Origin of the sequence: Brevundimonas diminuta (assembly GCF_039673845.1) — a bacterium.
GTDB lineage: Bacteria > Pseudomonadota > Alphaproteobacteria > Caulobacterales > Caulobacteraceae > Brevundimonas > Brevundimonas diminuta_E.
This window is the reverse complement of sequence record NZ_JBDJMK010000003.1, coordinates 85,056-111,531: the sequence shown is the minus strand read 5'-3', so window position 1 is coordinate 111,531 and position 26,476 is coordinate 85,056. Positions and strand designations below refer to the sequence as shown.

Sequence of the window (26,476 nt, the reverse complement as noted above, 5' to 3'; positions counted from 1 at the left end):
TCGATGGGGGAAGGGCGGGGGATGGGGGTGCGCGCTCGACGGGGCGGTTGAGGCGCAGGAGACGCGACAGCCCCTCGCGCGCCTAGCTGGAAACCGCCTGCCTTCACCCCCACCCAACCATCCCCCATCGAGGGGGAGGGCTTAAGGTGTTCAGCCCTTCGCCATCCCCTTCAACCGATAGAGCGCCTCCAGCGCCTCGCGCGGGGTCAGGTCGTCGGGGTCGATGGCGGCGACAGCTCCGTCCAGCATGGACTTCACCGGCGGCGGGGGCGGTTCGGCCGCCGCGAACAGGGGCAGGTCGTCCAGACGGGCGGTCGCCGCCTTTTCGTTCTCCAGCCGCTCCAGCACCTCGCGGGCGCGGCCGACGACGGCGGTGGGCACCCCGGCCAGACGCGCCACCTGCACGCCATAGGAACGGTCCGCCGCGCCGGGCGCCGCCTCGTGCAGGAAGACCAGTTCGCCGTTCCACTCGCGCGCCTTCATCGACAGATTGCAGACGTGGTCGAGCCGTTCCTCGAGCTGGGCCAGCTCATGATAGTGGGTGGCGAACAGGGTGCGGGCGCGGTTGGTTTCGTGCAGGGCCTCGGCGGTGGCCCAGGCGATGGCCAGGCCGTCGTAGGTGGCGGTGCCGCGCCCGATCTCGTCCAGCACGACGAAGCTGCGGCCGGTCGCCTGGGTCAGGATGGCGGCCGTCTCGACCATCTCCATCATGAAGGTGGAGCGGCCGCGCGCCAGATCGTCTCCAGCCCCGACGCGGCTGAACAGACGGTCGACCACGCCCAGCTTCATCGATCGCGCCGGGACGAAGGCCCCGGCCTGCGCCAGCACCACCAGAAGCGCATTCTGGCGCAGGAAGGTCGACTTACCGGCCATGTTCGGCCCGGTGACGATGGACAGGCGCGAGGCCCCGACACCGTCGCCCGCCAGCTGGCAATTGTTGGGCGTATAGGGCAACCCTTGCGCCTTCACCGCCGCCTCGACCACCGGGTGACGGCCCGCCTCGACGGCGAAGCACAGGCTGTCGTCAACGGCGGGGCGCACTGCCCCGACCTCTTCGGCCCATTCGGCTAGGGCGGCGTGGGCGTCCAGTTCGGCCAGCGCCTCGGCCACGCCCTGAAGCGGCCCGGCCAGACGTGCGACCTCGCGCCGCCAGCCCTCGAAGGTCTCGGCCTCGATGGCGAGAGCGCGGTGCCCGGCCTGACTGATTTTCGCGTCCAGCTCCGACAGTTCGACGGTGGTGAAGCGCACCTGATTGGCCAGAGTCTGGCGGTGGATGAAGGGGCTGTCCGGCCCCGCGCGCAGCAGGGGTTCAGCCGCCTTGGCGCTGGTCTCCAGGAAGTAGCCGAGGACGGCGTTGTGGCGGACCTTGAAAGCGATTCCGCTGTCGGCGACGGCCCTGGCCTCCAGCTCGGCGATGATCTTGCGGCTGTCGTCGCGAAGGGTGCGGGCGGCGTCCAGTTCGGGCCGGTGGCCGGGGTTCACATAGCCGCCGTCGCGCGCCAGGTGCGGCGGCTCGTCCATCAGGCCGTCGGTCAGTTCGGCCAGCAGGTGCGAAAGGTCGCCCGCAAGCGCCAGCCGGTCGAGGCAGGCTGTCACCCGCGCAGGCGGCCCGGCCAGCGGGTCATTGACTGTGACGGCGAACAGGGCGCTGAGTCCTTCAGCCGTTTTCAGGCCCGAGCGGATCGCCGCCAGATCGCGCGGCCCGCCGCGTCCCAGCGCCAGACGCGAGGTCGCCCGCGCCACATCGGCCGAGGCGCGCAAGGATTCGCGCAGGTTCCGTCGCAGATCGCGCCGCTCCAGCAGCCACTCGACCGCATCCAGCCCGGCGTTGATCGCCGCCGGATCGCGCAGGGGCCGAGAGACGCGCTCGGCCAGCGCCCGCGCCCCGCCCGAGGTCACGGTGCGGTCGATGGCGTGCAGCAGGGACCCGTCGCGCTCGCCCCGTTGGGTGCGGTCGATTTCGAGGCTCAGACGCGTCGCCGGGTCGATGGCCAGAAAGCCGCTCTCGCCCGAGCGGCGCGGCGGGGTCAGGGCGGGAATCCTGCCCGCCTGCGTCGTCTCCAGATAGGCGGCGATCAGGCCGAGCGCGGAAATCTCAGCCTCTTCAAAGGCGCCGAAGCCGTCCAGCGCCGAGACGCCGTAAAGCCGCTGCACCCGGTCCTTGGCCCCGACCGGCTCGGCCAGGGCCTGAGGCATGGCCTGAACCACCCCGCCGGAGCCGTCCAGCGCCCCCTTCATCGTCTCGTCCGAAAACAGGCGGTCGGGGACCAGCACTTCGGACGGGCGGAACGCCGCCAGCGCCGCGCCCAGATCCGACAGGTCGCAGGCGACCGAATCCACCACGCCCGCCGACAGCTCGACCACCGCCACGGCGGCCCTGCCCTTGCGGATCGCCACGGCCGCCAGACGGTTGGCGCCGCGCGCGTCCAGCAGCGTATCCTCGGTCAGGGTGCCGGGCGTCACCACCCGCACGATGTCGCGGTGAACCACGGCCTTGGAGCCGCGCTTCTTGGCCTCGGCCGGGTCTTCCAACTGTTCGCAGACGGCGACCTTGAAGCCCTGACGGATCAGCCGCGCCAGATAGCCGTCCATGGCGTGGACCGGCACCCCGGCCATGGGGATGTCCTCGCCCTGATGCTTGCCGCGTTTGGTCAGGGCGATGCCCAGCGCCGCCGCCGCCTTCTGCGCGTCCTCGAAGAACAGTTCGTAGAAGTCGCCCATGCGGAAAAACAGCATGGCTTCGGGCTGGGTGGCCTTGACCGACAGATACTGGGCCATGACCGGCGTAGTGCCGGCGTCGGGCTTGAGGTCGGTTTTAGCCAAGGTCTTGGGGGGATGGGAAAGCGGCGCGTTCATCTGACCCGCAGGGTGGCGGATCGGGGCGGCGGCCTCAAGCGCGGGCGGCGTTCCTCATGCACAGGCGAAAGGCGACCTGTGGACAGCTCTGTGGATCAGGCTGCGCTGACGATGCGCAGACGCGGGCGCGAGGCCAGGGCGGCGGGCGTTTCGTCCAGCGCCAGGGCGTCCCAGTCGATGTCGGGGCGCGGGGCGTGGGAGGCGGCGATGATGGCGCGCAGCTCGGCCGAGGACGCCACGCTGGCGATCACCGAGGCCACGCCGGGCAGGGTCAGGGCGTAGGCCAGCGCCGCCTGCATCGGATCGACGCGCGCCTCGGCCAGACGGCGCCGCGTGCGCGACAGGGCCATGCCGTGAGCGGCCAGTTCCGGCGGCAGGCTCTCACGGTTGGCGAACAGCAGGCCCTGAGCGAAGACCGAGGCCAGATGCACCTCAATGCCCTGCGCGGCCAGATCGGCGATGACGCCGGTGCGCGCCGCGCGCTGGTCCAGAATATTGCAAGTCAGCTGCACCACGTCCGGCTGGAACCGGCGGGCCAGCAGGCCAGGGCCGTCCTCGACCGTGGCGACGACGCCGACCTTGCGGAAGACGCCGCGCGCCTTCAGGGCCTGAAGACGGTCCCACAGGGCGCGGCCCTCGGCGCCGGCCAGATCGGCGGCGTTCTGCACCAGAACGGCGTCGCCGCGCGGCAGGCCCATCCGCTCCAGCGAGCGGCGGGCGCGGGCCTCGACACGGTCCAGCCCGTCGGCCAGCGGCACGGTGCGCACGGTGACGCGGAAGGGCGAAGGGAAGGGCCAGGCCTGACCCAGCATCCGCTCGACGTCGCCTTCAGGTCGGGTGGCGACCAGGCCGATCCCGGCGTCGCCCGCGGTCTGAAGCAGGTGGCGCGTCGCCTCTTCCCGCTGGCCGGGCGGCAGCGGGCGGGACCGATCAGGCTCAACCACCAGTGCGATGGCGAGTTTGTCGGCCGGAGAGGGCGGAACGGCGAATCTCACAACCCCGATCATCCGACCCAAAGCTTAAGGGAGATTGACCGAAATCAAGGCTGTTGGTGAATGAAGACGCTTAATCGGCGTCCGGCTGGTTTTCCGGCTGAGCAGCGATGAAGGCCGGGTGGGCTTCAGCCTGCGCCTCGATCTCCAGCAGGCGCGGGAAGGCGCTCAGCTCGACATTGAACCGCCGCGCTGAATAGAGCTGAGGAATCAGATAGCAGTCGGCCAGCGTCGGCGCCGCGCCGAAACACCAGCCGTCGCCATGACGCGCGACCAGCGCCTCAAGGGCGGTGAAGCCGTCGATGATCCACTGACCGGCCCAGGCGTCGACGCCCGCCTGATCGGCGCCCATCGCCCGCACCGCCTTCAACACCCGCAGATTATTGAGCGGATGGATGTCGCAGCCGATCAGCGCCGCCATGGCTCGCACCTGGGCCCGGCCGCCTGCGTCCGATGGCAGCAGGGGCGGCTCAGGAAACGTCTCTTCCAGCCATTCCAGAATGGCCGGGCTCTGGGTCAGGACAAGGCCGTCGGCCGTCTCCAGCGCGGGGACCAGCCCCTGAGGATTCAGCGCCAGAAAGCGTTCCGACTTCTGCGCCCCGGTGCGCAGGTCCAGGGCCGCCCGCTCATAGGCGCCCCCTTTCAGATTGAGGGCGATGCGGGTGCGATAGCTGGTGCCGGAGCGCCAGTAACCGTGCAGGATCATGCCTTCACCGTAAAGCTGAGCGGCGGCAGGCCGCTGATGACCGCCTCGACCCGATCGCCGCGTTCGATGGCGCCGACGCCCTCGGGCGTGCCGGTGAAGATCAGGTCGCCAGGCGCCAGCGCCCACAGCTCCGCCGCCTTGGACAGGATGCCGTCGACGTCCCAGATCATGTCCGACAGGCGGCTGGACTGACGCACCACGCCGTTGACCTTAAGCTCGATGGTCGCGTCCGGCGCGGGCGGCGTCAGGCTGAGGGCGCCGCAGGGCGCGGACTGATCAAACGCCTTGCCCGCCTCCCACGGCCGCCCCTTGGCCTTGGCTTCGGCCTGAAGGTCGCGCCGCGTCAGATCGACGCCGACAGCCCAGCCGACCGGCCGCGCATCGGGGCCCAGGGCGACGACCAGTTCGACTTCATAATGCAGGTTTTCCGTCAGCGACGGATAGGCCGGGTCCGCCCCGTCCACGACCAGGGCGTCGCCCGGCTTGGCGAAGAAGAAGGGGGCGGGCTTGTCCGGGTCAGCGCCCATTTCGCGGGCGTGGGCGGCGTAGTTCTGACCCACGCACAGGATGCGCCGCACGGGCAGACGGCGCGTGTCTCCCTCGATCGGCAGGGACGGCGTCGGGGCGGGCGGGAACAGCCATTGGGTCATGAGATCGACTTCATATAAGCGCCGCTGACGGCGCGCCAGACAGGTGTGTCAACAGGATCAGCCCGGCGGCTGTTCCCCTGTTGCGTTGCAGGAACCTTGATCGTCGGTGTGGCGTTCCGGTCTGGGCTTCTCTATTTAATCGTCAAGCTTACACAAGGAGCGGAGCGCACATCATGGCCACGTCCAAGGCTCGCGAAGACATCAAGAACGATCTCAAGACCCTGAAGGAGGACCTCAAGGCCGGCGCCCGCGAGGAAACCCAGCGTCTGAAGGAAAAGGCCTCCGAAGCCGAAGCCCGCCTGCGGGAGCAGGGCGAGGAACTGCGTGAAAAGGCCCGCGGCTATTACGACGACGCCAAGGTGCGCGGCCGCGAGTATTATGACGACGCCGCCGAACGGTTCGACGAGGCCCAGCGCTATGTCGTCGAGCGCGTTCAGGAACGTCCGATCCAGTCGACCGCCATTGCTCTGGGCGTCGGCGTGGTTCTGGGTCTGCTGCTCGCCGGTCGTCGCCGCTGATGGTGGGGCAGGGGCTGATCAAACGCGCGGTGGCGACCTTCGTCGCCGCAGGCGCCAGTTTCGTGTCCATGGTCGCGCTGGGCGCCACGGTCTACTACCTGCTGCTGCTGGCGGTTTCGCCGCTGATCGCGGCGGCGGTGACCGCCCTGCTGTTCGCCCTGATCGCGGCCATCGTCGCCCTGGTCTTCCTGCGCAAGGCGCGCGGCGACGATGAAGACGACTACGACGACGAGCCCGAAGGCCTGGGCGTGCGCGCCATGCGCCTGTTCCAGCAACGTCCGATCCTGGGCGCGGCGGCGGCTCTGGCCGGCGGCTTCATCTTCCTGCGTAACCCGGCGCTGGCGACCATGGTGGCGGCCGCCTTTACGGAGAAGGGCCGCGCCGCAAATCGTAGCAGTCGGCGACGTTAACAGGGAACGGCCAAGCCTTCGGGGCGTTGTTTTCTGCAGGCGACGCTATCGACGGGAGGGGTCGAAAGCCCGCTTCCGTCAACACCTGAACCGGAGGGTAAGCCTATGTTCCGTTGGGCTATTATTTTCTTCATCGTCGCCTTGGCCGCAGGCGTTCTGGGTTTCGGCGGCATCTCGGGCATGTCGTTCGAGATCGCCAAATTCATCGCCATCATCGCCGTCATCCTGTTCATCGTCTCGCTTATCATGGGCGGCGTGCGGGGGCGCGGCGGACCGCGTTTGTAAGCCGACGCTGAACTGTCGAAATCAGGTCGCGACCTTCGGGACGCGGCCTTTTTTCATGGCGGAAGTCAGATCCCATATTGGTCGCTCTCCCCCCCGCTCATCCCGGCGGGCGCCGGGATCCAGCACTTTGGCTACGAAGCGCGGCCCAAGGGCGAGATCTCTGTTTGGCCGACTTACAGAGTCCCAGCGCCCGCCGGATGAGCGGGCATGTAAGCATCGACGCCCACGCTCAAAATGAGTTCGGATTTTCGAGGGGTCAGGCGCGGCGGCGCGGCAGGCGCCAGACCTGCTGATCGGCGAAGGTCCGGCCGTCCCACGCCACGACTGTCACCACCACGGCTTCGGCGTCCCACTCGATGCTGTTGAAGCTGGGCGGCGCCCCGCGCTCGCGGTGCGACAGCGTCCCGCACCCGATGGCGTAGGAGCACTGATCCCCCATCCCGATCGGCAGGGCGAAGGGCACATGGACGTGGCCGGTGGTGATCAGGTCCACCCCGGCGTCGGCGAAGATTTGTGCGGCCTCGGCGCCGCGCTTGACCTCGCCGGTCATGGGGGCGCCGATCATCTCGATCAGGGGGTGGTGGCAGGCGAGGATGCGCAACGCCCCGTCCGGCGCCTGACGCAGGGCCTCGGCCGCGCGCCGGGTCTGATCCAGATCGATGACGCCCTTGGACCAGTTGAGCCGCGCCTGCCAACCGCGCGCCGTGGTCACGCCGCGCACCATCAGATCGGGGTGGCGGAACTCATGGTCATGGGCCGGATGGCCGGTCGCCTGCTCAAAGGCGCGCCACGGCCAGAACAGCCGCGCCATCACATCCCAATAGGGCACGTCGTGATTGCCGACCGTGACGAAGACCGGCCGGGGCATGGCCTTCAGCCACTCGCCCGCAGCGGCGAATTCATCGGGCAGCCCCTTCTGGGTGATGTCGCCGGTGACGAGGATCAGGTCCGCCGCAGCGCCGTGGGCGTAGTCCAGCGCCGCCGCGATCGCATGGCGATGCTCGCAGCCGAAATGGACGTCCGAGAATTGGAGAATCCGCCCCACTAGAGGCCGTCTCCTCCGGCACTGGGTCTGGGCGCCAGGGCCATGAAGGCGCGCGGCAGGAAGCTGACCGTCGCCTCCCGGCCCAGCAGCACCGGCTCGCCGTCGATCACCGCCGGAATGCGCGAGCGCGCCTCGGCCACGATGCGGCGGGCGGGTTTGGCGGTCACATTGGGATCCTGGCGCCAGTCGTCGAACAGGGCGTGGGCCGCCAGTCGAAAGGCCTGCGCTGCGTCCCTGGTGTTCATCGCCGCCGCCTCCAGCCCGTCAGCCTTCTCCATCGCTTTGGAGATCAGGGGGCTGATCAGCACAAGGGCCTCGGCCTTCTGACGCTCGGACCCGTCCAGACTGTAGCGGACGCGGCCGCTGAAGGCCTTCTTCAGCGCCCGGCGGCCATAGGTCCAGGCCATCTTCAGCTTACCCTCGCGGATCGCCTCGCGCGCCGGGGCCCACAGGGCGGGCGAGCCGAGGATGGCGGCGCAGTAGAAGGCCTCGCCCTCGACCTCTCCGCCCGCGACGGGCTGGGGCGCGCCTTCTTCAAGCGCCAGCTTCAGGGCCGCCTTCCAGTCGGCCGTGCCGTACAGGGCCTTGGGCAGCATGTTCATGGTGCCGCCCGGCAGGGGGGCGACCAGCGGCCCGTCCGTACCGGCCCGCGCGGCGACCGAGCGCGCCGTTCCGTCGCCCGCGAGCACGAACAGCACGTCCGGCTTCGCCGTCAGCGCTTCGTCGATCTGTTCGGACATGCGCGGCCCGTCCAGCGACACCACCTCGGCCTGACAGGGATAGTCGGCCAGCAGGGCCTTCGCCTCGTCCGCCGCATGGGGACCGACGCTGCCCGACAGCGGATTGACCAGAATGATGATCCGCTCCAGCCGGACGGCGTCCGTCAGGGGACGCGCGCCGCCGCCCGCAGGCGTCGCATCGGCGGAAGAATTCTCAGGGGCGTTCAGGGTATCGGCCATGGGCGGCGAACGCCTGTCCCCCGCGCCAGTTCCGCCCGGCAGGCCCGGCGCGGGAATTAAAGTGAAGCTTGTGGCGTTTTGCCTCGGAACCGCCGGCTTCCGATTGCGTTATCGGGACTTCAGGGGAGCCCCCTAAGGGATGAAGGACAGAACCATGAACAAGGCGATCATCGCCATTGCCGGCGCCGGACTTCTGGTCACCGCCTGCGCCAGTGATCCGTATTACGGCGGCGGCGCCGGTTCGAGCCAGGCCGTTCGTCAAGGCGCCACCGGCGCCGCCCTGGGCGCCGTGGCCGGCGCCATCATCGGCAACAACGTCGGCGGCGGCAGCGCCAGCACCGGCGCAGCCCTCGGCGCCCTCGCGGGCGGCGCGGCCGGCGTGGTGCGCGGCTCCAACCAGGACCGCAACAACCAGCAGCGCTATCGCGACAACCAGGGCCGCTATTACTACTGCTACGATAACCGTCAGACCGAATGCTATTGGGAAAACGGCCAGCGCCGTTACTGATCCCGGCGTTACGCCTCTGGCGCCCGAAGCGTTTTCGGGACAATCTGAAGGGCGATCCGCATGGCGCGGGTCGCCCTTTTGCTGGACAGGGCGCGCGCCATACGGCGGGCGCAAGGGGCTTGAGATGAAACACGTTTGCGTCGCCGCTTTGCCGGCCGCTGCTCTGATCGCCGTCGTCGCCCTGGCCGGGTGCGCCACGACCGGCGCCTATAAGACCCGCAGCGATCTGGTGACCAACCCGTCGGCCTGCGCCGACAAGCGGTTCGAGGTCTATTTCGTGCCCGACCGCGCCACCCTGACCGACGCCGCCCGCATGGCCATCGGCATGACGGCGGACCAGCTTCAGGGCTGTCAGATCAAGCACGTCAAGGTGACGGGTCTGGCCGACGCCCGCACCGGCACCGCCGCCGCCAACCAGAGCATTTCCGAACGCCGCGCCCGCGCCGTGGCCGAGGCCCTGTCGGGCGCCGGTCTGCCCGCCCCCGCCTTCGACATCGAGGCGGCCGGGGCCGAAGGCGCCGTGGTCGGCGGGGTCAATGATCCCCTGCGCCGCCGCACCGAAGTCGTGATCGAGGTCGTCCCCCCACGCTGAAGCTGACTGGCAGAGCGACGCGACGGCGACTGCGGCTCGCCGTCGCGGCCTGTGGATGACGATGGCGCGACGGGCTAAGGTCGCGCCTTTCCTCCTGTTGTTCCGGCGGCGATTGTCTTGCGTATCCTGCTTCTGCTGTTGACCTGGTGCGCGCTGGCGCTCGTTCCGGCGCTTCCGGCGGCGGCGTCTGCGCCCGCGTCTGAAGCCGCCCTGCGTCAGGCCCTGGTCGCAGGCGCCGCCCCCGTCGCCAAGAGCGCTGTAGGGCCGGGGCCGCAACGCACCGAACGTATCGAGGCTGAGTTGGTCCCTATGGGCGCATGGGCGGTTCCCGGCTCGACCGCCGTCGTCGCCATCCGTCAGTCGATCAAGCCGGGCTGGCACACCTATTGGCGCAATCAGGGCGATTCCGGCGGGCCGACCAGCCTGAGCTGGTCCCTGCCTGCGGGCGTTGTCGCGGGCGACATCCTGTGGCCCCTGCCCGAGCGGCAACGTCTGCAGAGCCTGATGAACTACGGCTATTCGGGCGTGGTCTTCCTGCCTGTTCCGATTGAGATTCCGGCCGATGCGACGCCGGGCCGGAACCTTCCCTTACGCGTCACCGCCCACTTCTACGTCTGCAGCGCCGAGATGTGCGTGCCCGAGGATCTGGACCTGTCGCTGGACCTGCCGATGCGCGATGGCGCGGCGCCGCTGCATGCGCGCTTCGGTCAGGCGATTCAGGATGTCGTCGCCAGCGCGCCCCGTCCCGCCGGGATCGAGGCCCGCGCCGTACTATCGGACGGAAAACTGATCGTGACGGCCAGCGGCGGACCTCTGGCGGGCGCGGCGCCGAAATGGGCCTATTTCCATCCCTTCGACGGCGGAGTGATCGACCACGCCGCCCCTCAGTCCGGCGAGCGCGGCCCGCAGGGGCTGACGCTCGGCGTCGCCGCCGGGCGCGGCCTGACCACCGGCGGCCTGACGGGGCCGGTCAGCGGCGTGCTGTCGACCGATCTGGGCGCGTGGGAGATCACCGCTGAACCGGGCGCGGCCCTGACCGGCGTGACGGGCGAGGGCGCGATCGGCGACGGCGAAGGGCTTCAGGCCAAGGCCGGCGCCGCGTCTGGATCGACGGATTTCGTCAAGGCGGCGCTGTTCGCCCTGCTGGGCGGGCTGATCCTGAATCTGATGCCCTGCGTCTTCCCTATTCTGGCGATGAAGGCGGCCTCGCTCAGCCGCGCCGCCCATGACCCGGCCGAGGCGCGCCGCGACGGACTGGCCTTTCTGGCCGGGGTGCTGGCGACCTTTGTCGTTCTGGCCGGAGCCCTGCTGGCCCTGCGGGCGGGGGGGCAGGCGCTGGGCTGGGGCTTCCAGTTGCAGTCGCCGGGCGTGGTGGCCGCGCTGGCCCTGCTGATGCTGGCGGTGGCGCTGAATCTGTCGGGCGTCTTCCATATCGGCGCGGGGCTGCAGGGCGCGGGGCAAGGCCCGCTGTCGCGTCTGCCCGGCGCGGCGGGCGCCTTCTTCACCGGGGTGCTGGCGGTGGTCGTGGCCGCGCCCTGCACGGCGCCCTTCATGGCCTTTGCGCTGGGCGCCGCCCTGCTCATGCCCTGGCCGATGGCGCTGGCGGTGTTTCTGATGCTGGGGCTGGGGCTGGCCCTGCCCTATGTGCTGATCAGCCTGAACCCGCGCCTGTTGTCCCGCCTGCCCAAGCCGGGGCCGTGGATGGAGACGCTGCGCAATCTGCTGGCCTTTCCCATGTATGGCGCGGCCCTGTGGCTGGCCTGGGTCTATGGCCGTCAGACCGCCGACGCGCTGGCCCTGTTGTTCGGGGCGGGTCTGATGCTGGCGCTGGCGCTATGGCTCTATGGCCGGGTGCAGGCCGGAGGCGGCAAGGGCCGTGTCGCAGGCGTCGCCGCCCTCTTGGCCCTGATCGCGGCGCTGGGGCTGGGCGTTCTGGCCGTCAGGGCCGCGCCTGCGACGACTGACGGCGCGGCGACCTCAGCCCATCTATCTTCCGACGCTTGGTCCGAACAGGCCGTGCAGGCGGCTCTGGCGGAAGGGCGGCCGGTTCTGGTCAACTTCACCGCCGACTGGTGCGTCACCTGCAAGGTCAACGAAAGCACGGCCCTGTCGTCAGCCCGCACCGCGCAGGCGCTGGAACAGGCGAACGCCGTCTATCTGGTCGGCGACTGGACCCGGCGCGACGACGCCATCACCGCCGAACTGCAACGCCATGGCCGTTCGGGCGTGCCGCTGTATCTGGTCTATGCGCCGGGTAAGGCCGAGCCGCGCATCCTGCCTCAACTCTTGACCGAAGGCGTCGTCATCGACGCGCTGAAGGACGCCGCCGCCTGATATTTCGACCTCCGGGAGATCGCCATGTTCCGCCTGCTGACCGCCGCCTCCGCCTCGCTCCTTCTGCTGGCCGCCTGTCAGCAGCCGCCGGCCGCCGCCCCGGAACGATCAGAAACCGCCGCCGTCGCGCCCGAGGCGACCGAGGCGCCCGGTCCCGGAGAACTGGCCCCCGCCTTCACCCTGATCGACGCCGAGGGTCAGCAGCGCTCTCTGGCCGATTTCCGGGGCAGGACAGTGGTGCTGGAATGGACCAACGAAGGCTGTCCCTTCGTGCAGAAGCACTACACCGGCGCCATGCAGGCCCTGCAGCGCGAGGCGACCGCCGACGGCGTGGTGTGGCTGACCATCATCTCCTCGGCGCCGGGCACGCAAGGGTTCGTCGAGGGCGATGAGGCGCAGGGATGGAAGGCCAAGCACAAGGCCGCCTTCACCCACCTGCTGCTGGATCCGACCGGCGAGGTCGGCAAACGCTATGACGCCAAGACCACGCCCGACATGCGCATCATCGATCCGGAAGGGCGGCTGATCTACGTCGGCGGCATCGACAACCGCCCGACCAGCAAGGTCGAAGATCTGAACGGCGCCGACAACTTCGTCCGCGCCGCCCTGGCCGACGCCAAGGCCGGGCGCCCGGTCAAGACCGCCTGGGCCGCGCCCTACGGCTGCGCCATCAAATACCCGGAGACGGTCGAGGGCTGAGAACGGCCTTTTTCACGAGGACGTCGGCCCTCCTGAAGGCGCGGTAGGCCACATCGGGCCTCAAGTAGCGCGAAGCGCGATAGGCCCAAGAATAAGCCACAGCCAGAGGCTAGGCCTCGGGCTGTGGCGGCGAGGTGATGACCTCGACGTTGTCGTTCAGCAGATAGGACAGTTCGTCCAGCGCCAGCTTGCGCGCGGCCGAGTCCGCAGCCGTTTCCAGCGCCGCGACCTTGACCGGAATGTCTTCCGAAATGCCGCGCAGAATGCATTTCAGGTCATTGTCCGTGCCGCGTTCCTTCAGGATCAGATGGCCCTGCAGGTCCCGCTGGGCCAGTTCCGTCGCCTGGGTCTTGAACGCCGCATAGGCCGCGCCGGTGAAGAAGCCCGAGCGGTCCGCCTCGCCCGAGGCCATCCAGCCGTCGACGATCGACTTCAGCGCGCCCGAGCGGACGACCAGATCGGCGAACAGAGGCTCCTGCGCCACCGAGACGGGCGCGGCGGGGGCGACGGGCGGCAAGGAGGCGGCCTCGGCGACCGCGGGATCGGCCAGCATCAGGGCGACAGCGAGGGCTATTCCGCAGGACATGGCGTGCCTTTCACAAAGGATCGGGGACAATCGGCTTCCGACAGGAAATCCTGCTTGACCCGGTCTTGGATTGAACTCTTCTCGGCCTGAGCCGTAAACCTTAGCCTGCAAACACCGGGCCAGAATGCGGATCGCTTCCGAACAAGGCCCCCTTTGGGAGACCAAGATGCCGCATGCCGCCTGGACCGAACTGGAGGCCGTCGCCCGCCGGGACGCGGGTTCCCGCATCCAGGACCAGTTCACGGCTGACCCTGACCGGCTGTCGCGCATGACGCTGGAGGCGGCGGGTCTGCATCTGGACCTGTCCAAGCAGAGCTGGACCCGGGCGGGGTTCGAGGCGGCCCTGTCGCTGGCGCGGGCCTGTGACGTCGAGGGGCGCCGCGCCGCCCTGTTCGCGGGCGAGCCCGTCAATCTGACTGAGGAACGGGCCGTTCTGCACCCGGCCCTGCGCGCGCCGGACGGCGCCGATTTCCGCGCTTCCGGCGAACCGGTATCGGCCGAGGTCGAGGCTGTTCGCGCCGAAATGAAGACCTATGCCGAAGCTTTACGGTGCGGGAATGAGACAGGGGCGACCGGGCGCCGCTTCAATACGGTGCTCCATATCGGCATCGGCGGCTCGGATCTGGGGCCGCGCCTGATCTGGGACGCTCTGAGGCCGCTGGACCCGGATATCGACCTGCGCTTCGTCGCCAATATCGACCCGCGTGACATGGCCGAGGCGATGGCCGGGCTGGACCCGGAAACGACGCTGGTCATCGTCGTCTCCAAGAGCTTCACCACCCAGGAGACGCTGCTGAACGCCGAAGCCGCCAAGACCTGGCTGGCCGAGGCCCTGCCCGCAGAAGGACTGGAGCGGCATTTCATCGGCGTCACCGCCGCGCCGGACAAGGCGGAGGCCTTCGGCTGCGGCCGCACCTTCGCCTTCCGGGACTGGGTCGGCGGGCGCTATTCCCTGTGGTCGGCGGTCAGCCTGTCCTGCGTCATCGCCCTGGGGTGGGAGGCGTTTCAGGCGTTTCTGGACGGAGCGGCGGACATGGACCGCCATTTCCTCGAGGCGCCGCTGGAAAAGAATGCGCCCGTCGTGATGGCGCTGGCGGAAATCTACAATGTCGACGGCCTGCATCGCGGAGCGCGTAGCGTGGCGCCCTACGCCCATGCCCTGCGCCGCCTGCCCGCCTTCCTGCAGCAGCTGGAGATGGAATCGAACGGCAAACAGGTGCGCCGCGACGGCTCGCCCGTCGGACGCCAGACCTGCCCGGTCGTCTTCGGAGAGCCGGGCGCCAATGGCCAGCACGCCTTCTTCCAGCAACTGCATCAGGGGCCGCAGGTCGTCCCGGTCGAATTCATCGTCGTCGCCCGCACCTGCGAGGAGACGCCCTCGACCTATCTGTGGGCCAACGCCCTGGCCCAGGCCCAGGCCCTGATGCTGGGCAAGAGCGAAGCTCAGGCCCATGCCGAGTTGATTGCCTCGGGCGCCTCTGAAGCCGAGGCCGATCGGTTGGCGCCGCACAAGGCCTTTCCCGGCAACCGCCCGTCGACGACCGTTCTGATGAAGCGGCTGACCCCGCAGGCCCTGGGCGCACTGGTCGCCCTTTATGAGCACAAGACCTTCATCGAGGGCGTGATCTGGGACATCAACAGCTTCGACCAGTGGGGCGTGGAACTGGGCAAGGTTCTGGCCAAGGCGCTGTTGAAGGACGCCGCCAGCGGCGCGCCGTCGCCGGATCTGGACGCATCGACGGCCGACCTGCTGCGAAGGCTGACTGCGTGACAGTTGTCGCGACGGGCTGGCAGAGGCTGGAGGGGGTGGCCCTGCTGGCGGTCGCCGTTCTGGCCTATGTTCGTTTCGGAGCAGGGTGGGAGTTGTTCGCCCTTATGTTTCTGGCGCCTGACCTGTCGTTCTTCGGCTATCTGGCGGGACCGCGCATCGGCGCCCTGGCCTATAATCTGGCGCACAGCCTTATCGGGCCGTTGCTGCTGGCCGGCGTGGGCCTGCTGGCGGACCAGAGCCTGATCCTCGCTCTCAGCCTGATCTGGCTGGCCCATATCGGTTTCGATCGCGCGCTGGGTTACGGGCTGAAGTCGCCGGAAGCCTTCGGCGTCACCCACCTGGGGCTGATCGGCAAGGCCCGCAGAGGTCTGTCGGGCTGATCGGAAATTGAAAAAGGCCCGGTCGCGAAACCGGGCCTTCATTCACAGAACGTCTCAGCGCCTACCAGCGGCGATCATAGCGATAGTCGCGGTCGCGGCGGTTCTGATGGCTGCGCCATTCGCCCTGGTTCCGCCAGTAGCGGCCGTCGCGGTAATAGCGGCCGTCGTTGCGCTCATAACGGCCGTTGTAATAGCCGTCGCGGCTGTTGATGCCGTGTTCGCGTTCCCAGTGGCCCTGGTTCCGGTAGCAGCGGCCGCCGCGATAATAGCCGCAGCTGTCGTTGTTCGAGGATGAGGCCGCGCCCAGCGCCGCACCCGCCAGGGCGCCGCCCGCGACATAGCGTCCATCGCCCTGGCCCAGCAGAGCCCCGGCGACGCCGCCGACCACTGCGCCCAGGACGGCGTCACGACCGGTGTTGTCGCGATCGCGGTCGCGATAGTTCTGGGCGGCGGCAGGGGTCGAAGCCAGCATCGTCAGGGCGATAGCGCCAACGCCGATCTTGGACAGGGTCTTCATGGCGGGCTCCTTTCGAAAGCCGGTTGATCCGTTGTCCCCCTTTTAAGCGGGCCTGTCTGAACAAGCCCGGGGGCGCCTGTTCATTTTCGCTTCATCAAGGCGCCGAATTTCGGTCCGCCCCGCCCTTGACGCTCCCCGTCCCCCTGCCTAACTCCCGGGTCGTTAGCACTCGGGGAGGGCGACTGCCAAAGTCGTGGGCTCCGAGGGCTGCCACCAACATCCTGACAGGAGTTACTCAGATGGCGTTTCGTCCGCTCGGCGACCGCGTGCTGGTCAAGCGCGTTGAAGAAGAATCCAAGACCAAGGGCGGGATCATCATCCCCGACACGGCCAAGGAAAAGCCCCAGGAAGGCGAAGTCGTCGCCGTGGGCCCCGGCGTCCGTGACGAAGACGGCAAGCACGTCGCCCTGGAACTGAAGGCCGGCGACCGCATCCTGTTCGGCAAGTGGTCGGGCACCGAGGTCAAGATCGACGGCGAAGACCTGATCATCATGAAGGAATCCGACGTCCTGGGCGTGCTGTCGTAAGACAGGCTCAAGGTTTCCGGAATTCTAACGTAAAATCTTATAGATAGGAGCAGCCCGCATGGCCGCTAAAATCGTAAAGTTCAACACCGACGCCCGCGACAAGATGCTGAAGGGCGTCAACGTCCTGGCTGACGCCGTCAAGGTGACCCTAGGTCCGAAGGGCCGCAACGTCGTGATCCAGAAGTCCTTCGGCGCCCCGCGCTCGACCAAGGACGGCGTCTCGGTGGCCAAGGAAATCGAGCTGGAAGACGCCTTCGAGAACATGGGCGCCCAGATGATCCGCGAAGTCGCTTCCAAGGCGAACGACAAGGCGGGCGACGGCACCACCACCGCCACCGTCCTGGCCCAGGCCATCGTTCAGGAAGGCCTGAAGGCCGTGGCCGCCGGCATGAACCCGATGGACCTGAAGCGCGGCATCGACAAGGCTGTCGAAGCGGTGCTGGAAGAGATCAAGTCGAACTCCAAGCCGGTCTCCAACAACTCGGAAATCGCCCAGGTCGGCACCATCTCGGCCAACGGCGACGCTGAAATCGGCGACCTGATCGCTCAGGCCATGGCCAAGGTCGGCAACGAAGGCGTCATCACGGTTGAAGAAGCCAAGACGGCCGAAACCACCGTCGACATCGTCGAGGGCATGCAGTTCGACCGCGGCTATCTGTCGCCCTACTTCATCACCAACCCGGACAAGATGGAGGTCTCCCTCGAAGAGCCCCTCATCCTGCTCCACGAGAAGAAGCTGACCTCGCTGCAGCCGATGCTGCCGGTGCTGGAAGCCGTGGTTCAGTCGGGCCGTCCCCTGCTGATCATCGCTGAGGACATCGAAGGCGAAGCCCTGGCGACCCTGGTCGTCAACAAGCTGCGCGGCGGCCTGCGCGTCGCCGCCGTCAAGGCGCCGGGCTTCGGCGATCGCCGCAAGGCCATGCTGGAAGACATCGCCATCCTGACCGGCGGCCAGGTCATCTCTGAAGACCTGGGCATCAAGCTGGAAACGGTCACGCTCGACATGCTGGGCAAGGCCAAGAAGGTCCAGATCACCAAGGACGACACCACCATCGTCGAAGGTTCGGGCGAGAAGGACGGCATCGAGGCCCGCGTCGGCCAGATCAAGCGCCAGATCGAGGACACCACCTCGGACTACGACCGCGAGAAGCTGCAGGAACGTCTGGCCAAGCTGGCCGGCGGCGTCGCCGTCCTGCGCGTCGGCGGCTCGACCGAAGTCGAAGTGAAGGAAAAGAAGGACCGCGTCGACGACGCCCTGAACGCGACCCGCGCCGCTGCCGATGAAGGCATCGTCCCGGGCGGCGGCGTGGCCCTGCTGAAGGCCTCCAAGGTGCTGGATGGTCTGAAGGGCGACAACGCCGATCAGAACGCCGGCGTCAACATCGTCCGCCGCGCCCTGCAGGCGCCGATCCGTCAGATCTCGGAAAACTCGGGCGTCGAAGGCTCGATCGTGGTCGGCAAGGTGCTGGAATCGGCCAAGGCCGAGTTCGGCTTCAACGCCCAGACCGAAGAGTACGGCGACCTGGTGGAAATGGGCGTCATCGACCCGGCCAAGGTCGTCCGTTCGGCTCTGGCCTCGGCCGGTTCGGTCGCGGGCATCATGATCACGACCGAAGCCGCCATCGCTGACGCGCCGAAGAAGGCCTCGGCCGGCGGCGCCCCCGACATGGGCGGCATGGGCGGTATGGGCGGCATGGACTTCTAAGGAAGTCCGACTTCTCAAAGCTCAAACGACGGAAGGGCGGGATCGAAAGGTCCCGCCCTTTTCTTTGCGCACACGACGCCTCTCCCTCCCCGGGACGGGGAGGGAGAAGTCGCGCGCTAGCCTGTCAACTTCCTGTTTCGCCTACCTCACGCCCCGCCAGCCGCGCGCCTTCGACGACCGCCGGGTCGGCGCGGGCGGCCGCCAGCACCCAGTCGCGGAAACGGACGATCTTGGGAGTCAGACGGCGACCGGGCGGGTAGCAGAGCCAATACCCCTCGGCCAGGGCCACCGTCGCCTCGAACGGCCGGACCAGCAGGCCGCGCTCGATCTCGCGGCTGTAGAGAATGGGCGACCCCAGCGCCACGCCCTGATCGCCCAGAGCCGCCGCCACCTCCATCGCCTGATTATCAGCCGTCAGGCGCGGCGGCGCGGCCGCGTCAGCGGGCGCCACGCCGGCGGCGGCGAACCATGCGGCCCATTCGCGCGGCTCTCCGATCAGATGGGCGCGCTTCAGATCGGCGGGCGTCTTCAGGTCCAGCCCGTCGGCGCCCAGGCTGGACAGGGTGGAGCTGGTATCCACCCGCACGGCCAGTTCGGGATTGGCCAGTTGAAACGACCCCAGCCGCGTCGCTAGCCACTGGGTCGCCAACGTCTGCAGGGTGGTGATGGCCAAGACGCCCTGATCGGCCTCGACCACCTCGGCCACCGCCCGCCGCAACAGGGTCATCGCCTCGGTCGCCGCCGTGGACAGGCGCTCGCCCTCGGGCGTCAGGGCCACCTGCCGGGCGCCGCGTGTGAACAGGGGCCGATCCAGCCTCTCCTCCAGGTCGCGGATGCGCCAGCTGACCGCCGCCTGGCTCATGCCCAGAACCTCGGCCGCGCGGGTGAAGCTGAGCAGGCGCGCCGCCGCCTCGAACACGCGCAGGGCGTCTACAGGAATGCGAGCAAGAAGATCCGACATAAGCCTGCCTTATGGATAGGCGCCGCCGTCCCGTTTGTGGATTTCGGCGTCGTTCGCCATTCTGAGCTTACCAGAAAGGAGGACGACGTCATGGAGCATCTGCACCGCACTCATAAGGAACCCGCGTGGGGCTGGATCGGCGCCCTGATCGATGCCCGCCGCCTTTCACGCCAGAAGACCGGCGAAGTCCGCCTCAGGGCCCGACCCTGCCCGGCGCCCCCGCGTCGGGCGGCCTGCTGACGGCCGCCGTTCCGCCGGGCGCGATCTCAGGGCGCAACCCAAACGCGACACGGCGTCGCGCCCGGCTCCCTTCGGCCTGCAGGACAGTTGCCCCGACGCGATACGCCTGCCCATAAAGGCGCTTCATCGTCACAGAGGGGGCCCTGATCGATGCGCCGCACCATCCGTATTCCGTCCTTCGCCGCCGCCGCGCTGATCGCCGCCGCAGGCCTGACCATCGCCGTTCCGGCCGAGGCGCAGGCGCGTCGCGCCGCGCCGAGCGCAGAGCGTGCGGACTGGCCCGCACGAGCCGCGCCCGCTCAGGCGCGCGCCGTGACCTTTACCGCCGCCGTTTCGCCGTCGGGCTCTCTGGTGCTGCCGCTGGGGTCGCAGGCCGAACTGGCCGCGCGCGGCGCAGCTCTGGACGCCGGAACCCGTCAGGCCATCGCTGCGGCCCTGAGCGCCGCCCGCTTCGACTACAAGGCGCGCCAGACCCTCAGCCTGCACGGCGTCGGCGGCTGGGACCGCATCCTGATCGTCGGTCTGGGCGAAGCGCCCAAGGCCGCAGACATCCAGACCGCCGGGATCGTCGCGGGCCGCGTCCTGAACAGCCAGCCCGGCGCCCTGACGGCCCTGACGACCGGCCTGTCGGCGGATATGGCGTCGGAACTGGCGACCGGCCTGGGCATCGGTCACTACCGCTCAGACCTCTATGTCACCACCGGCCGCGACGGTCCGGCGCCGGGCGCCCTGACCGTGGCGGCCGACGACCCCGCGAGCGCACAGGCGCACTATCGTCGCGGCGCGGCTCTGGTCGAGGCCATGGCCTGGACCCGCGACGTGTCCAATGAACCGGCCAACGTCATCTATCCAGAAACCTTCGTCGAGCGCGCCCGCGCCGCCTTCGCCGGCGTGCCGGGGGTCGAGATCACCGTGCTGGACGTGCCCGCCATGGAGCGGCTGGGCATGGGCGCCATCCTCGGTTCGGGTCAGGGATCGGCGCGGCCGCCGCGTATGCTGGCCGTGCGCTATCGCGGTCAGGGCGCGTCTTCGGCCGGACCGGTGGCCCTGCTGGGCAAGGGCATCACCTTTGATTCCGGCGGCATCTCGCTGAAGCCGGGCGCGAACATGGGCAATATGAAGATGGACATGTCCGGCGCCGCCAGCGTCGTCGGCGCCGTCCTGGCCCTGGCCAAGGGCGGCGCGCCCGTGGATGTGGTCGCCGTCGCCGCCCTGTCGGAAAACATGCCGGGCGGAAACGCCATCCGGCCCGCCGATGTCCTGACCGCCATGAACGGCAAGACCATCGAGATCATCTCGACCGACGCAGAAGGGCGTCTGGTGCTGGCCGACGCCGTGGTCTGGGCCGATACGACGATGAACCCGGCCGCCATCGTCGATGTGGCCACACTGACCGGCGCGGTCGGCGGCGCTCTGGGCGGCGACTATGCAGGTCTGTTCAGCCGTCACGACGCCCTGGCCGATCAGTTGAAGACGGCGGGCGATGCGACGGGCGAAAACCTGTGGCGCCTGCCGCTGCACCCCAACTATGTGCGGGCGACATCTTCGACCATCGCCGACATCAAGAACTCGGGCGACGGCGGGGCGGGCGCAGGCACGGGCGCCCACTTCATCGGCGCCTTCGCCCGGCCGGAGACGCCCTGGGCGCATCTGGACATCGCCAACATGGCCTTTGGCGCGGCGAACGACGTAAAACCGGCTGGTTCAGCGGGTTTCAGCGTGCGCCTGCTGGAGCGGTTCGTGCGCGACTTCCAGCCGGTGGCGAAAGAAAAGGGCACGGGCGGCTACTGAGGCCGCCCCTTCTCAGCCTTCCTTGATGGCGACGATCTCGACCGACTGGCCCGCGACCGTCGCCTCATCCCCCTCGCGTTTGCCCATCAGGGCGCGGGCCAGGGGCGAGACGTGGCTGACGCTGCCCTTGGTCGGGTCAGCCTCGTCCTCGCCGACGATGCGCCAGGACTGGGTGCGGCCGTCCTCGCGCTCGATCGTCACCGTGTCGCCGAAGCGTACCTTGCCGTCGGGCGGCGCCTCGACCAGCTGGGCCGTGCCCCGGCGCGCCGACCAGTAGCGCAGGTCGCGCGTCGCCCGCGCCATGGCGGTGCGGTCGGCCTCGATCGAGCCCGCCGCCTGAGCCGCCGTATAGGCCGCGCGCGCAGCCGCCAGCTCGGCCTCGATCTGGGCCAGCCCCTGCGGCGTGACAAGATTCGGATGGGGCGAGATCGGCCGGTCCGGCAGGTCCGCCGCCGTGGCTTCCAGATCTTCTTCCCGTGTAAAGGCGACACTCATGTCCGCCAGCATAGGCCGCGGCGGTCATTCCGGCTAGGAAGGCGTCGATGACCTCCGCCCCCGCAACAGTCGCCGTGATCGGCGCCGGTCCCGCCGGACTGATGGCCGCCGAACGCCTGGCTCAGGCGGGCCTGCGCGTCGTCGTGCACGAGCGGATGCCCTCGGTCGCGCGCAAATTCCTGATGGCCGGACGCGGCGGGCTGAACCTGACCCATTCGGAGCCACTCGAGCCCTTCCTGAACCGCTATGACGCCGCCGCGCAGGCGCGCATCAAGGGCTGGCTGGACGCCTTTTCGCCCGCCGATCTGATCGAATGGGTCGAGGGGCTGGGCCAGCCGACCTTCGTCGGTTCGTCCGGCCGGGTGTTCCCGAAAGCGATGAAAGCCTCGCCCCTGCTGCGCGCCTGGCTGGCGCGGCTGGAAGGGCTGGGGGTAGAGATCCGCACCCGCTCACGCTGGACCGGCTGGCAGGGCGAGGCCCTGACCTTTGACACGCCCGATGGCGAGCAGATCGAGCGGCCCGACGCCGTGATCCTCGCCCTCGGCGGCGCCAGCTGGGCGAAGCTGGGGTCCGACGCCGCATGGGTTTCGACGCTGGAGGAGGCGGGCGCCGAGGTGGCCGATTTCCGGCCCGCCAATGTCGGCTTCGACATCGCATGGTCGCCGTTGTTCCGCGACCGCTTCGCCGGAACCCCGCTGAAAGGCGTCGCCCTGACACACCAGGACCGCACCGTTCGCGGCGAGGCCATGATCGCTGCCTATGGGATTGAGGGCGGCGGGATCTACGCCCTGTCCGCCGGTCTGCGCGAAGCGGTGGAACGCGACGGATCAAGCCTGCTGATGCTCGACCTGCGGCCCTATCTGAGCGTCGAGGCGCTGACGCAACGCCTGTCGAAACCGCGCGGCAAGGACAGCCTGTCGAACTGGTTGCGCAAGACCGTGCGGCTCGACGCCGCCGCTGTCGCCCTTCTGCGCGAAGGCGGGCCCCTGCCCGCAGAACCCGCCGAACTGGCCGACCGGATCAAGGGCGTCCCCCTGACCCTGACCGGGGTGCAGGGCCTGAGCCGCGCCATCTCCTCGGCCGGAGGCGTGGCGCTGAACTCTGTGGACGAACGGCTGATGTTGAAGGCGCGGCCCGGCGTCTTTGCGGCAGGCGAAATGCTGGACTGGGAGGCGCCGACGGGCGGTTATCTGCTGCAGGCCTCCTTCGCCTCGGGCGTCGTGGCGGCGGAAGGGCTGCGCCTCTGGCTGGACGAACGCTGAAGCCTTTCGGGGTCGACAGCAGCGGCCTCAAGGGGCAGCGTGGCGCAAATCGTTCAAGAGCCGAGCCTGCCCATGACCCTCGCCCGTTCCGCCGCCGTCGGCCTGATCGCCGTCCTGATGTGTTCGACCTCCGCGCTCGCCCAAACCGGCGTCCAGACCGGCCGCATCGACCCGGCTCGACTGAACGAAGCGACCCGCGTTCTGGCCTCCGATGAGTTCGAGGGCCGCGCCCCGGTCACGCCCGGCGAAGACCGCACTATCGCCTGGCTGACGCAGCAGTTTCAGGCGCTGGGCCTGGAGCCCGGCGGCCCGAACGGATCGTGGGTGCAGGTCGCCCAGGTCAGCCGCACCAGCCAGGACGGCCCCGCCGCCATCAGCGTCTCCTCCAACGGCCGCACCACCGAACTGCAGCGGGCCAAGGACGTCATCGTCTCCTCCGACCGGCCGGTGGAGCGCATCAGCCTGACCGACGCGCCGCTGGTCTTCGTCGGCTATGGCGTCGATGCGCCCGAGCGCGGCTGGGACGACTACAAGGGCGTCGATCTGACCGGCAAGATCATGCTGGTGCTGGTCAACGACCCCGACTTCGGCGCGCCCGAAGGCCACCCGGTCAACGGCAAGTTCGACGGTCCGGCCATGACCTTCTATGGCCGCTGGACCTATAAGTTCCAGGTGGCGGCGGCGCACGGGGCGGCGGGCGTTCTGGTCATCCACGACACGCCGGGCGCGGGCTATCCCTGGGCGACGCTGGAGAATTCCTCGACCGCGCCCAAGTTCGACATCGTCCGCGCCGATCCGGACAAGGAGCGCGTGGCGGCGCAGGGCTGGATTCAGGGCGCGATCGCCGAACAGCTGTTCCAAGACGCCGGGCTGGACTTCGCCGCCCTGAAGGACCAGGCGCGCACGCCCGACTTCCGCCCCGTGGCGCTGGACGGCGTGACCATGTCGATCGACTTCGGCCAGAAGGCCGACCGGGTCGAGACGCGCAACGTCATCGGCCGCCTGCCCGGAACCAGATACCCGAACGAGACGGTGATGTTCGGCGCCCACTGGGACGCCTATGGCCGCGCCACGCCCAAGAACGGCGACGACATCTATAACGGCGCCGTCGACAATGCGACGGGCGTCGCCGGCGTCATGGAGATCGCCCGCCTGTTCGCCGAGGGGCCGCGTCCCGAACGCTCGACCGTATTCGTCAGCTGGGCGGCCGAGGAAACCGGCCTGCTGGGCGCCGAATACTATGCCGCCAACCCGGTCTGGCCGCTGGAGACGACCGTCGCCAACATCAATATGGACAGCCTGCTGCCGGGGACCGAGATCGACCCCAACATCGTCGTCATCGGCGCGGGCAAGAACGATCTGGACGACCGGCTGGCGGTGCTGGCCGCGCGCGAGGGGCGACGCCTGATCCCCGACCCTGCGCCGCACGCGGGGGCCTTCTATCGCTCTGACCACTTCCCGCTGGCGAGGAAGGGCGTGCCGGCCCTGTTCGCCGCTGCGGGCTTCACCGGCCACAACGAAGCCAGCCGTGATTACGTCGCCAATCGCTATCATCAGCCCTCGGACGAATGGGCGCCGGACTGGAAGATGGACGCCGCCGCCGCCGATGTTCAGCTGCTGTATGAAGTCGGCCGCGATCTGGCCAACTCGCGCGACTGGCCCGCGTGGAAGCCGGGCGACGAGTTCGCTGGCGCCCGCAACGCCTCGGCCGCCGCGCGGAAATAACGCCTCCGTCATCCCGGAAGCGGCGCAGCCGCTATCCGGGACCGCCGGAATCTCAGACAGCGAAAGGTCGGCGCCTCTGGCGGTCCCGGCTCTGCGCTTCGCTTCGGCCGGGATGACGGGCGGGGCGCGGCGAGACGGTGCATTGTCCGCGGCGGACGTCCGTGAGATGGAACCCTCCAGCCTTCCGCTCCACGATCAGGCCGACAATTCATGACCACCCTCCCCGACCTCTACGGCGTCTGCCCGCCTCGTTTCAATGCGGTGAAGGACGCCTTCGCCGCCAACTTCACCGACGCGCCCGAAAGGCTGAACGAACTGGCCGCGCGCTTCAGCGTGACCATCGACGGCGAGGTGGTCGTGGACCTGTGGGCGGGATCGGCCGATCTGGCGGGAACCAGGCCGTTCGCCGGGGACACGCTGGTCCCGGTCTTCTCGACCGGCAAGGCGGTGATGGCCCTGATGATCGCGCGCTGCGTGGACAAGGGGCTGCTGTCCTATGAGGACCGGGTCGCCGACCACTGGCCCGCCTTCGGCGCGGCGGGCAAGGACCAGCTGACCGTCGGCCAGCTGATGAGCCACCAGTCCGGCCTGCCCGGCTTTGACGGCGGCGCCGAACCGGCCATCTGGTTCGACCAGCAGGCGGTGCTGGACAAGCTGGCGGCGCAGACGCCGATGTGGGCGCCGGGCACGGCGTCCGGCTATCACCCGATCACCATCGGCTATCTGGCGGGCGAACTGTTCCGCATCGTCGACGGGCGGACGATGGGGACAGCCCTGCGCGAAGACTTCGCCCAGCCGTTCGATCTGGACCTGTGGATCGGCCTGCCCGAGGCCGAACACGGCCGCGTCGCCCAACTTCGCAAACCCGCCGCCGCACCGGACCTCGGCCCCATCGACGCGATCAAGAAGGCCGCCTTCCTGGATCGCGGCTCGGCCCCCGGCGGGCGCGGCTCGACCGAATGGCGGATGGCGGAGATTCCGTCCGCCAACCTGCATGGCACCGCCAGGGATCTGGCGCGGATGATGTCCATCATCGCCACCGGCGGGGCTCTGGATCAGAAGGCGATCCTGTCACAGGAAACCCTGGCTCAAGCCACGCGTGAGCGCATTCACGGGCTGGATAAGGTCGTGCCGTTCCAGATGAACTGGGCGGCCGGGTTCATGCGCAACCAAGGCCTGAACATCTTCGGCCCCAATCCGACGACAGTCGGCCACACCGGCTGGGGCGGATCGATGGCGCTCGCCGATCAGGCCACCGGCGTCTCAGCCGCCTATGTCATGACGCGCCAGTCGCCGCATCTGCTGGGCGACCCGCGCGCCCTGCGCCTGGTCGAGGCCCTGTATTCGGCGCTGTAGACCTGAGCTTCAGGCTTCCGGACCCCAGGCCAGCTGGTCGTGGACGATCAGCCAGCCGTCGACGGTGCGGCGCAGGATGCGGGTGAACAGCCCGCGGTGGGGCTTGCCGTTGCGGGTCACGACCGCGCGGCCCGAGACGACCGCCGTGTTCACGTCGAACTGCAGCGTCTCGAACCACTCATAGGACAAGGCGCCCAGTCCCCCGGGCTGGGCGGCGCGCGCATCAAGGGCGGCGCGAACGCTGTCGGGGCCCTTCAGCGGGGTGTCGCCCAGAAAAACCAGCAGGGGTTCGTCGTGGACATAGGTGGCCATGACGGCGTCGACCTCGCCCGAGCTCCAGGCGGCGGCGGCGGCGTCCAGAGCATCGCTGACGGCGTCGAACGTCTCGGCGGTCGTGGGCGGCGCGACGACGGCGACGGGCGCGCCGGGGTCGATGGGCGCGGCAGCGTCCCGGGCGGCGCCGACGCGGGCGGTGCGGATGACTTCATCGCCGGTCTGGACCGCGCCGTGGGCGCAGGCGGATGTTCCTCCGGCCAGCAGGACGGACGCAGCGAGGGCGGAGAGCAGGCGGGAACGGATCATCATCGCCTTCTTCCTTACGCCGGG

The 26,476-nt window shown here is 69.1% G+C and carries 26 protein-coding genes; 15 read left to right on the top strand and 11 right to left on the bottom strand.

Going from position 1 to position 26,476, the window contains the following annotated elements; translation table 11 throughout:
- Positions 1-150 precede the first annotated feature (150 nt).
- From mutS to ABE454_RS04015, 4 genes are all read right to left on the bottom strand, one after another.
- Positions 151-2,778 (bottom strand): DNA mismatch repair protein MutS, encoded by a 2,628-nt coding sequence (mutS, locus tag ABE454_RS04030; protein WP_430825686.1) that lies wholly within the window; start codon positions 2,776-2,778, stop codon positions 151-153.
- Between the two features lie 173 nt (positions 2,779-2,951).
- Entirely contained in the window at positions 2,952-3,851 is a 900-nt protein-coding gene (locus tag ABE454_RS04025) for an aldo/keto reductase (RefSeq protein WP_346529328.1), read from the bottom strand.
- A gap of 70 nt (positions 3,852-3,921) precedes the next feature.
- Positions 3,922-4,554 carry a maleylacetoacetate isomerase gene (maiA, locus tag ABE454_RS04020; RefSeq protein ID WP_346529327.1) on the bottom strand — a complete coding sequence of 211 codons (633 nt, stop codon included), beginning with the start codon at positions 4,552-4,554 and terminating at the stop codon, positions 3,922-3,924.
- On the bottom strand, positions 4,551-5,204 hold the full coding sequence (locus ABE454_RS04015; RefSeq protein ID WP_346529326.1) for a fumarylacetoacetate hydrolase family protein: 654 nt from the start codon (positions 5,202-5,204) through the stop codon (positions 4,551-4,553). Before ABE454_RS04015 ends, maiA begins: the two co-directional genes overlap by 4 nt.
- A gap of 173 nt (positions 5,205-5,377) precedes the next feature.
- Here ABE454_RS04015 and ABE454_RS04010 point away from each other — a divergent pair, with 173 nt between their 5' ends.
- The 3 genes from ABE454_RS04010 to ABE454_RS04000 all read left to right on the top strand — a co-directional run bounded on the left by ABE454_RS04010 (position 5,378) and on the right by ABE454_RS04000 (position 6,417).
- The gene (locus ABE454_RS04010) at positions 5,378-5,722 is read left to right on the top strand and encodes a glycine zipper domain-containing protein (protein ID WP_346529325.1); all 345 of its coding nucleotides are present in this window, start codon (positions 5,378-5,380) and stop codon (positions 5,720-5,722) included.
- Entirely contained in the window at positions 5,722-6,132 is a 411-nt protein-coding gene (locus tag ABE454_RS04005; protein WP_346529324.1) for a hypothetical protein, read from the top strand. Before ABE454_RS04010 ends, ABE454_RS04005 begins: the two co-directional genes overlap by 1 nt.
- Before the next feature lie 105 nt (positions 6,133-6,237).
- Positions 6,238-6,417, top strand: coding sequence for a DUF1328 domain-containing protein (locus tag ABE454_RS04000; protein ID WP_346529323.1), 180 nt, complete (start codon positions 6,238-6,240; stop codon positions 6,415-6,417).
- Between the two features lie 256 nt (positions 6,418-6,673).
- On the opposite strand, the gene ABE454_RS03995 is transcribed toward ABE454_RS04000, so the two are convergent.
- Both ABE454_RS03995 and ABE454_RS03990 read right to left on the bottom strand, forming a co-directional pair.
- Complete coding sequence (locus ABE454_RS03995) at positions 6,674-7,462, bottom strand: metallophosphoesterase family protein (RefSeq protein WP_346529322.1); 789 nt, start codon at positions 7,460-7,462, stop codon at positions 6,674-6,676.
- Entirely contained in the window at positions 7,462-8,421 is a 960-nt protein-coding gene (locus ABE454_RS03990; protein ID WP_346529321.1) for a diacylglycerol/lipid kinase family protein, read from the bottom strand. Before ABE454_RS03990 ends, ABE454_RS03995 begins: the two co-directional genes overlap by 1 nt.
- 154 nt (positions 8,422-8,575) lie before the next feature.
- Between ABE454_RS03990 and ABE454_RS03985 the strand changes: the two genes are divergently transcribed.
- The 4 genes from ABE454_RS03985 to ABE454_RS03970 all read left to right on the top strand — a co-directional run bounded on the left by ABE454_RS03985 (position 8,576) and on the right by ABE454_RS03970 (position 12,554).
- Positions 8,576-8,929 carry a DUF3482 domain-containing protein gene (locus tag ABE454_RS03985; RefSeq protein WP_346529319.1) on the top strand — a complete coding sequence of 118 codons (354 nt, stop codon included), beginning with the start codon at positions 8,576-8,578 and terminating at the stop codon, positions 8,927-8,929.
- Positions 8,930-9,053: 124 nt separating this feature from the next.
- Positions 9,054-9,521, top strand: coding sequence for an OmpA family protein (locus tag ABE454_RS03980; protein WP_346529317.1), 468 nt, complete (start codon positions 9,054-9,056; stop codon positions 9,519-9,521).
- A gap of 117 nt (positions 9,522-9,638) precedes the next feature.
- Positions 9,639-11,855 (top strand): protein-disulfide reductase DsbD family protein, encoded by a 2,217-nt coding sequence (locus tag ABE454_RS03975; RefSeq protein ID WP_346529316.1) that lies wholly within the window; start codon positions 9,639-9,641, stop codon positions 11,853-11,855.
- Positions 11,856-11,879: 24 nt separating this feature from the next.
- A complete protein-coding gene (locus tag ABE454_RS03970) occupies positions 11,880-12,554 on the top strand; it encodes a thioredoxin family protein (protein ID WP_346529313.1) in 675 nt (224 codons plus the stop codon).
- A 109-nt stretch (positions 12,555-12,663) separates the two neighbouring features.
- On the opposite strand, the gene ABE454_RS03965 is transcribed toward ABE454_RS03970, so the two are convergent.
- Positions 12,664-13,140, bottom strand: coding sequence for a hypothetical protein (locus ABE454_RS03965; RefSeq protein ID WP_346529310.1), 477 nt, complete (start codon positions 13,138-13,140; stop codon positions 12,664-12,666).
- A 166-nt stretch (positions 13,141-13,306) separates the two neighbouring features.
- On the opposite strand from ABE454_RS03965, the gene pgi reads away from it, so the two are divergent.
- Both pgi and ABE454_RS03955 read left to right on the top strand, forming a co-directional pair.
- Positions 13,307-14,911, top strand: a complete 1,605-nt coding sequence (gene pgi, locus ABE454_RS03960) for a glucose-6-phosphate isomerase (RefSeq protein WP_346529307.1) — start codon at positions 13,307-13,309, stop codon at positions 14,909-14,911.
- Positions 14,908-15,291, top strand: a complete 384-nt coding sequence (locus ABE454_RS03955) for a DUF4260 domain-containing protein (RefSeq protein WP_346529304.1) — start codon at positions 14,908-14,910, stop codon at positions 15,289-15,291. Before pgi ends, ABE454_RS03955 begins: the two co-directional genes overlap by 4 nt.
- A 61-nt stretch (positions 15,292-15,352) precedes the next feature.
- Here ABE454_RS03955 and ABE454_RS03950 read toward each other — a convergent pair whose 3' ends face one another.
- Positions 15,353-15,808, bottom strand: coding sequence for a hypothetical protein (locus ABE454_RS03950; protein ID WP_346529301.1), 456 nt, complete (start codon positions 15,806-15,808; stop codon positions 15,353-15,355).
- Between the two features lie 239 nt (positions 15,809-16,047).
- On the opposite strand from ABE454_RS03950, the gene groES reads away from it, so the two are divergent.
- Both groES and groL read left to right on the top strand, forming a co-directional pair.
- Positions 16,048-16,335 (top strand): co-chaperone GroES, encoded by a 288-nt coding sequence (gene groES / locus ABE454_RS03945; RefSeq protein ID WP_003167913.1) that lies wholly within the window; start codon positions 16,048-16,050, stop codon positions 16,333-16,335.
- Positions 16,336-16,393: 58 nt separating this feature from the next.
- Positions 16,394-18,040 carry a chaperonin GroEL gene (groL, locus tag ABE454_RS03940; RefSeq protein ID WP_346529298.1) on the top strand — a complete coding sequence of 549 codons (1,647 nt, stop codon included), beginning with the start codon at positions 16,394-16,396 and terminating at the stop codon, positions 18,038-18,040.
- Positions 18,041-18,164: 124 nt separating this feature from the next.
- Here groL and ABE454_RS03935 read toward each other — a convergent pair whose 3' ends face one another.
- Complete coding sequence (locus ABE454_RS03935; protein ID WP_346529296.1) at positions 18,165-19,001, bottom strand: LysR family transcriptional regulator; 837 nt, start codon at positions 18,999-19,001, stop codon at positions 18,165-18,167.
- Between the two features lie 390 nt (positions 19,002-19,391).
- On the opposite strand from ABE454_RS03935, the gene ABE454_RS03930 reads away from it, so the two are divergent.
- The gene (locus ABE454_RS03930) at positions 19,392-21,032 is read left to right on the top strand and encodes a leucyl aminopeptidase (protein ID WP_346529293.1); all 1,641 of its coding nucleotides are present in this window, start codon (positions 19,392-19,394) and stop codon (positions 21,030-21,032) included.
- Between the two features lie 12 nt (positions 21,033-21,044).
- On the opposite strand, the gene greA is transcribed toward ABE454_RS03930, so the two are convergent.
- Entirely contained in the window at positions 21,045-21,527 is a 483-nt protein-coding gene (gene greA / locus ABE454_RS03925; RefSeq protein WP_179205128.1) for a transcription elongation factor GreA, read from the bottom strand.
- A 47-nt stretch (positions 21,528-21,574) separates the two neighbouring features.
- Between greA and ABE454_RS03920 the strand changes: the two genes are divergently transcribed.
- The 3 genes from ABE454_RS03920 (at position 21,575) to ABE454_RS03910 (ending at position 25,870) form a co-directional block, all read left to right on the top strand.
- Positions 21,575-22,789 (top strand): TIGR03862 family flavoprotein, encoded by a 1,215-nt coding sequence (locus ABE454_RS03920; RefSeq protein WP_346529290.1) that lies wholly within the window; start codon positions 21,575-21,577, stop codon positions 22,787-22,789.
- 72 nt (positions 22,790-22,861) lie between these two features.
- A complete protein-coding gene (locus tag ABE454_RS03915; protein ID WP_346529288.1) occupies positions 22,862-24,514 on the top strand; it encodes a M28 family metallopeptidase in 1,653 nt (550 codons plus the stop codon).
- Between the two features lie 210 nt (positions 24,515-24,724).
- Complete coding sequence (locus ABE454_RS03910) at positions 24,725-25,870, top strand: serine hydrolase domain-containing protein (protein WP_346529286.1); 1,146 nt, start codon at positions 24,725-24,727, stop codon at positions 25,868-25,870.
- A 9-nt stretch (positions 25,871-25,879) separates the two neighbouring features.
- On the opposite strand, the gene ABE454_RS03905 is transcribed toward ABE454_RS03910, so the two are convergent.
- Complete coding sequence (locus ABE454_RS03905) at positions 25,880-26,455, bottom strand: hypothetical protein (protein WP_346529285.1); 576 nt, start codon at positions 26,453-26,455, stop codon at positions 25,880-25,882.
- Positions 26,456-26,476 lie beyond the last annotated feature (21 nt).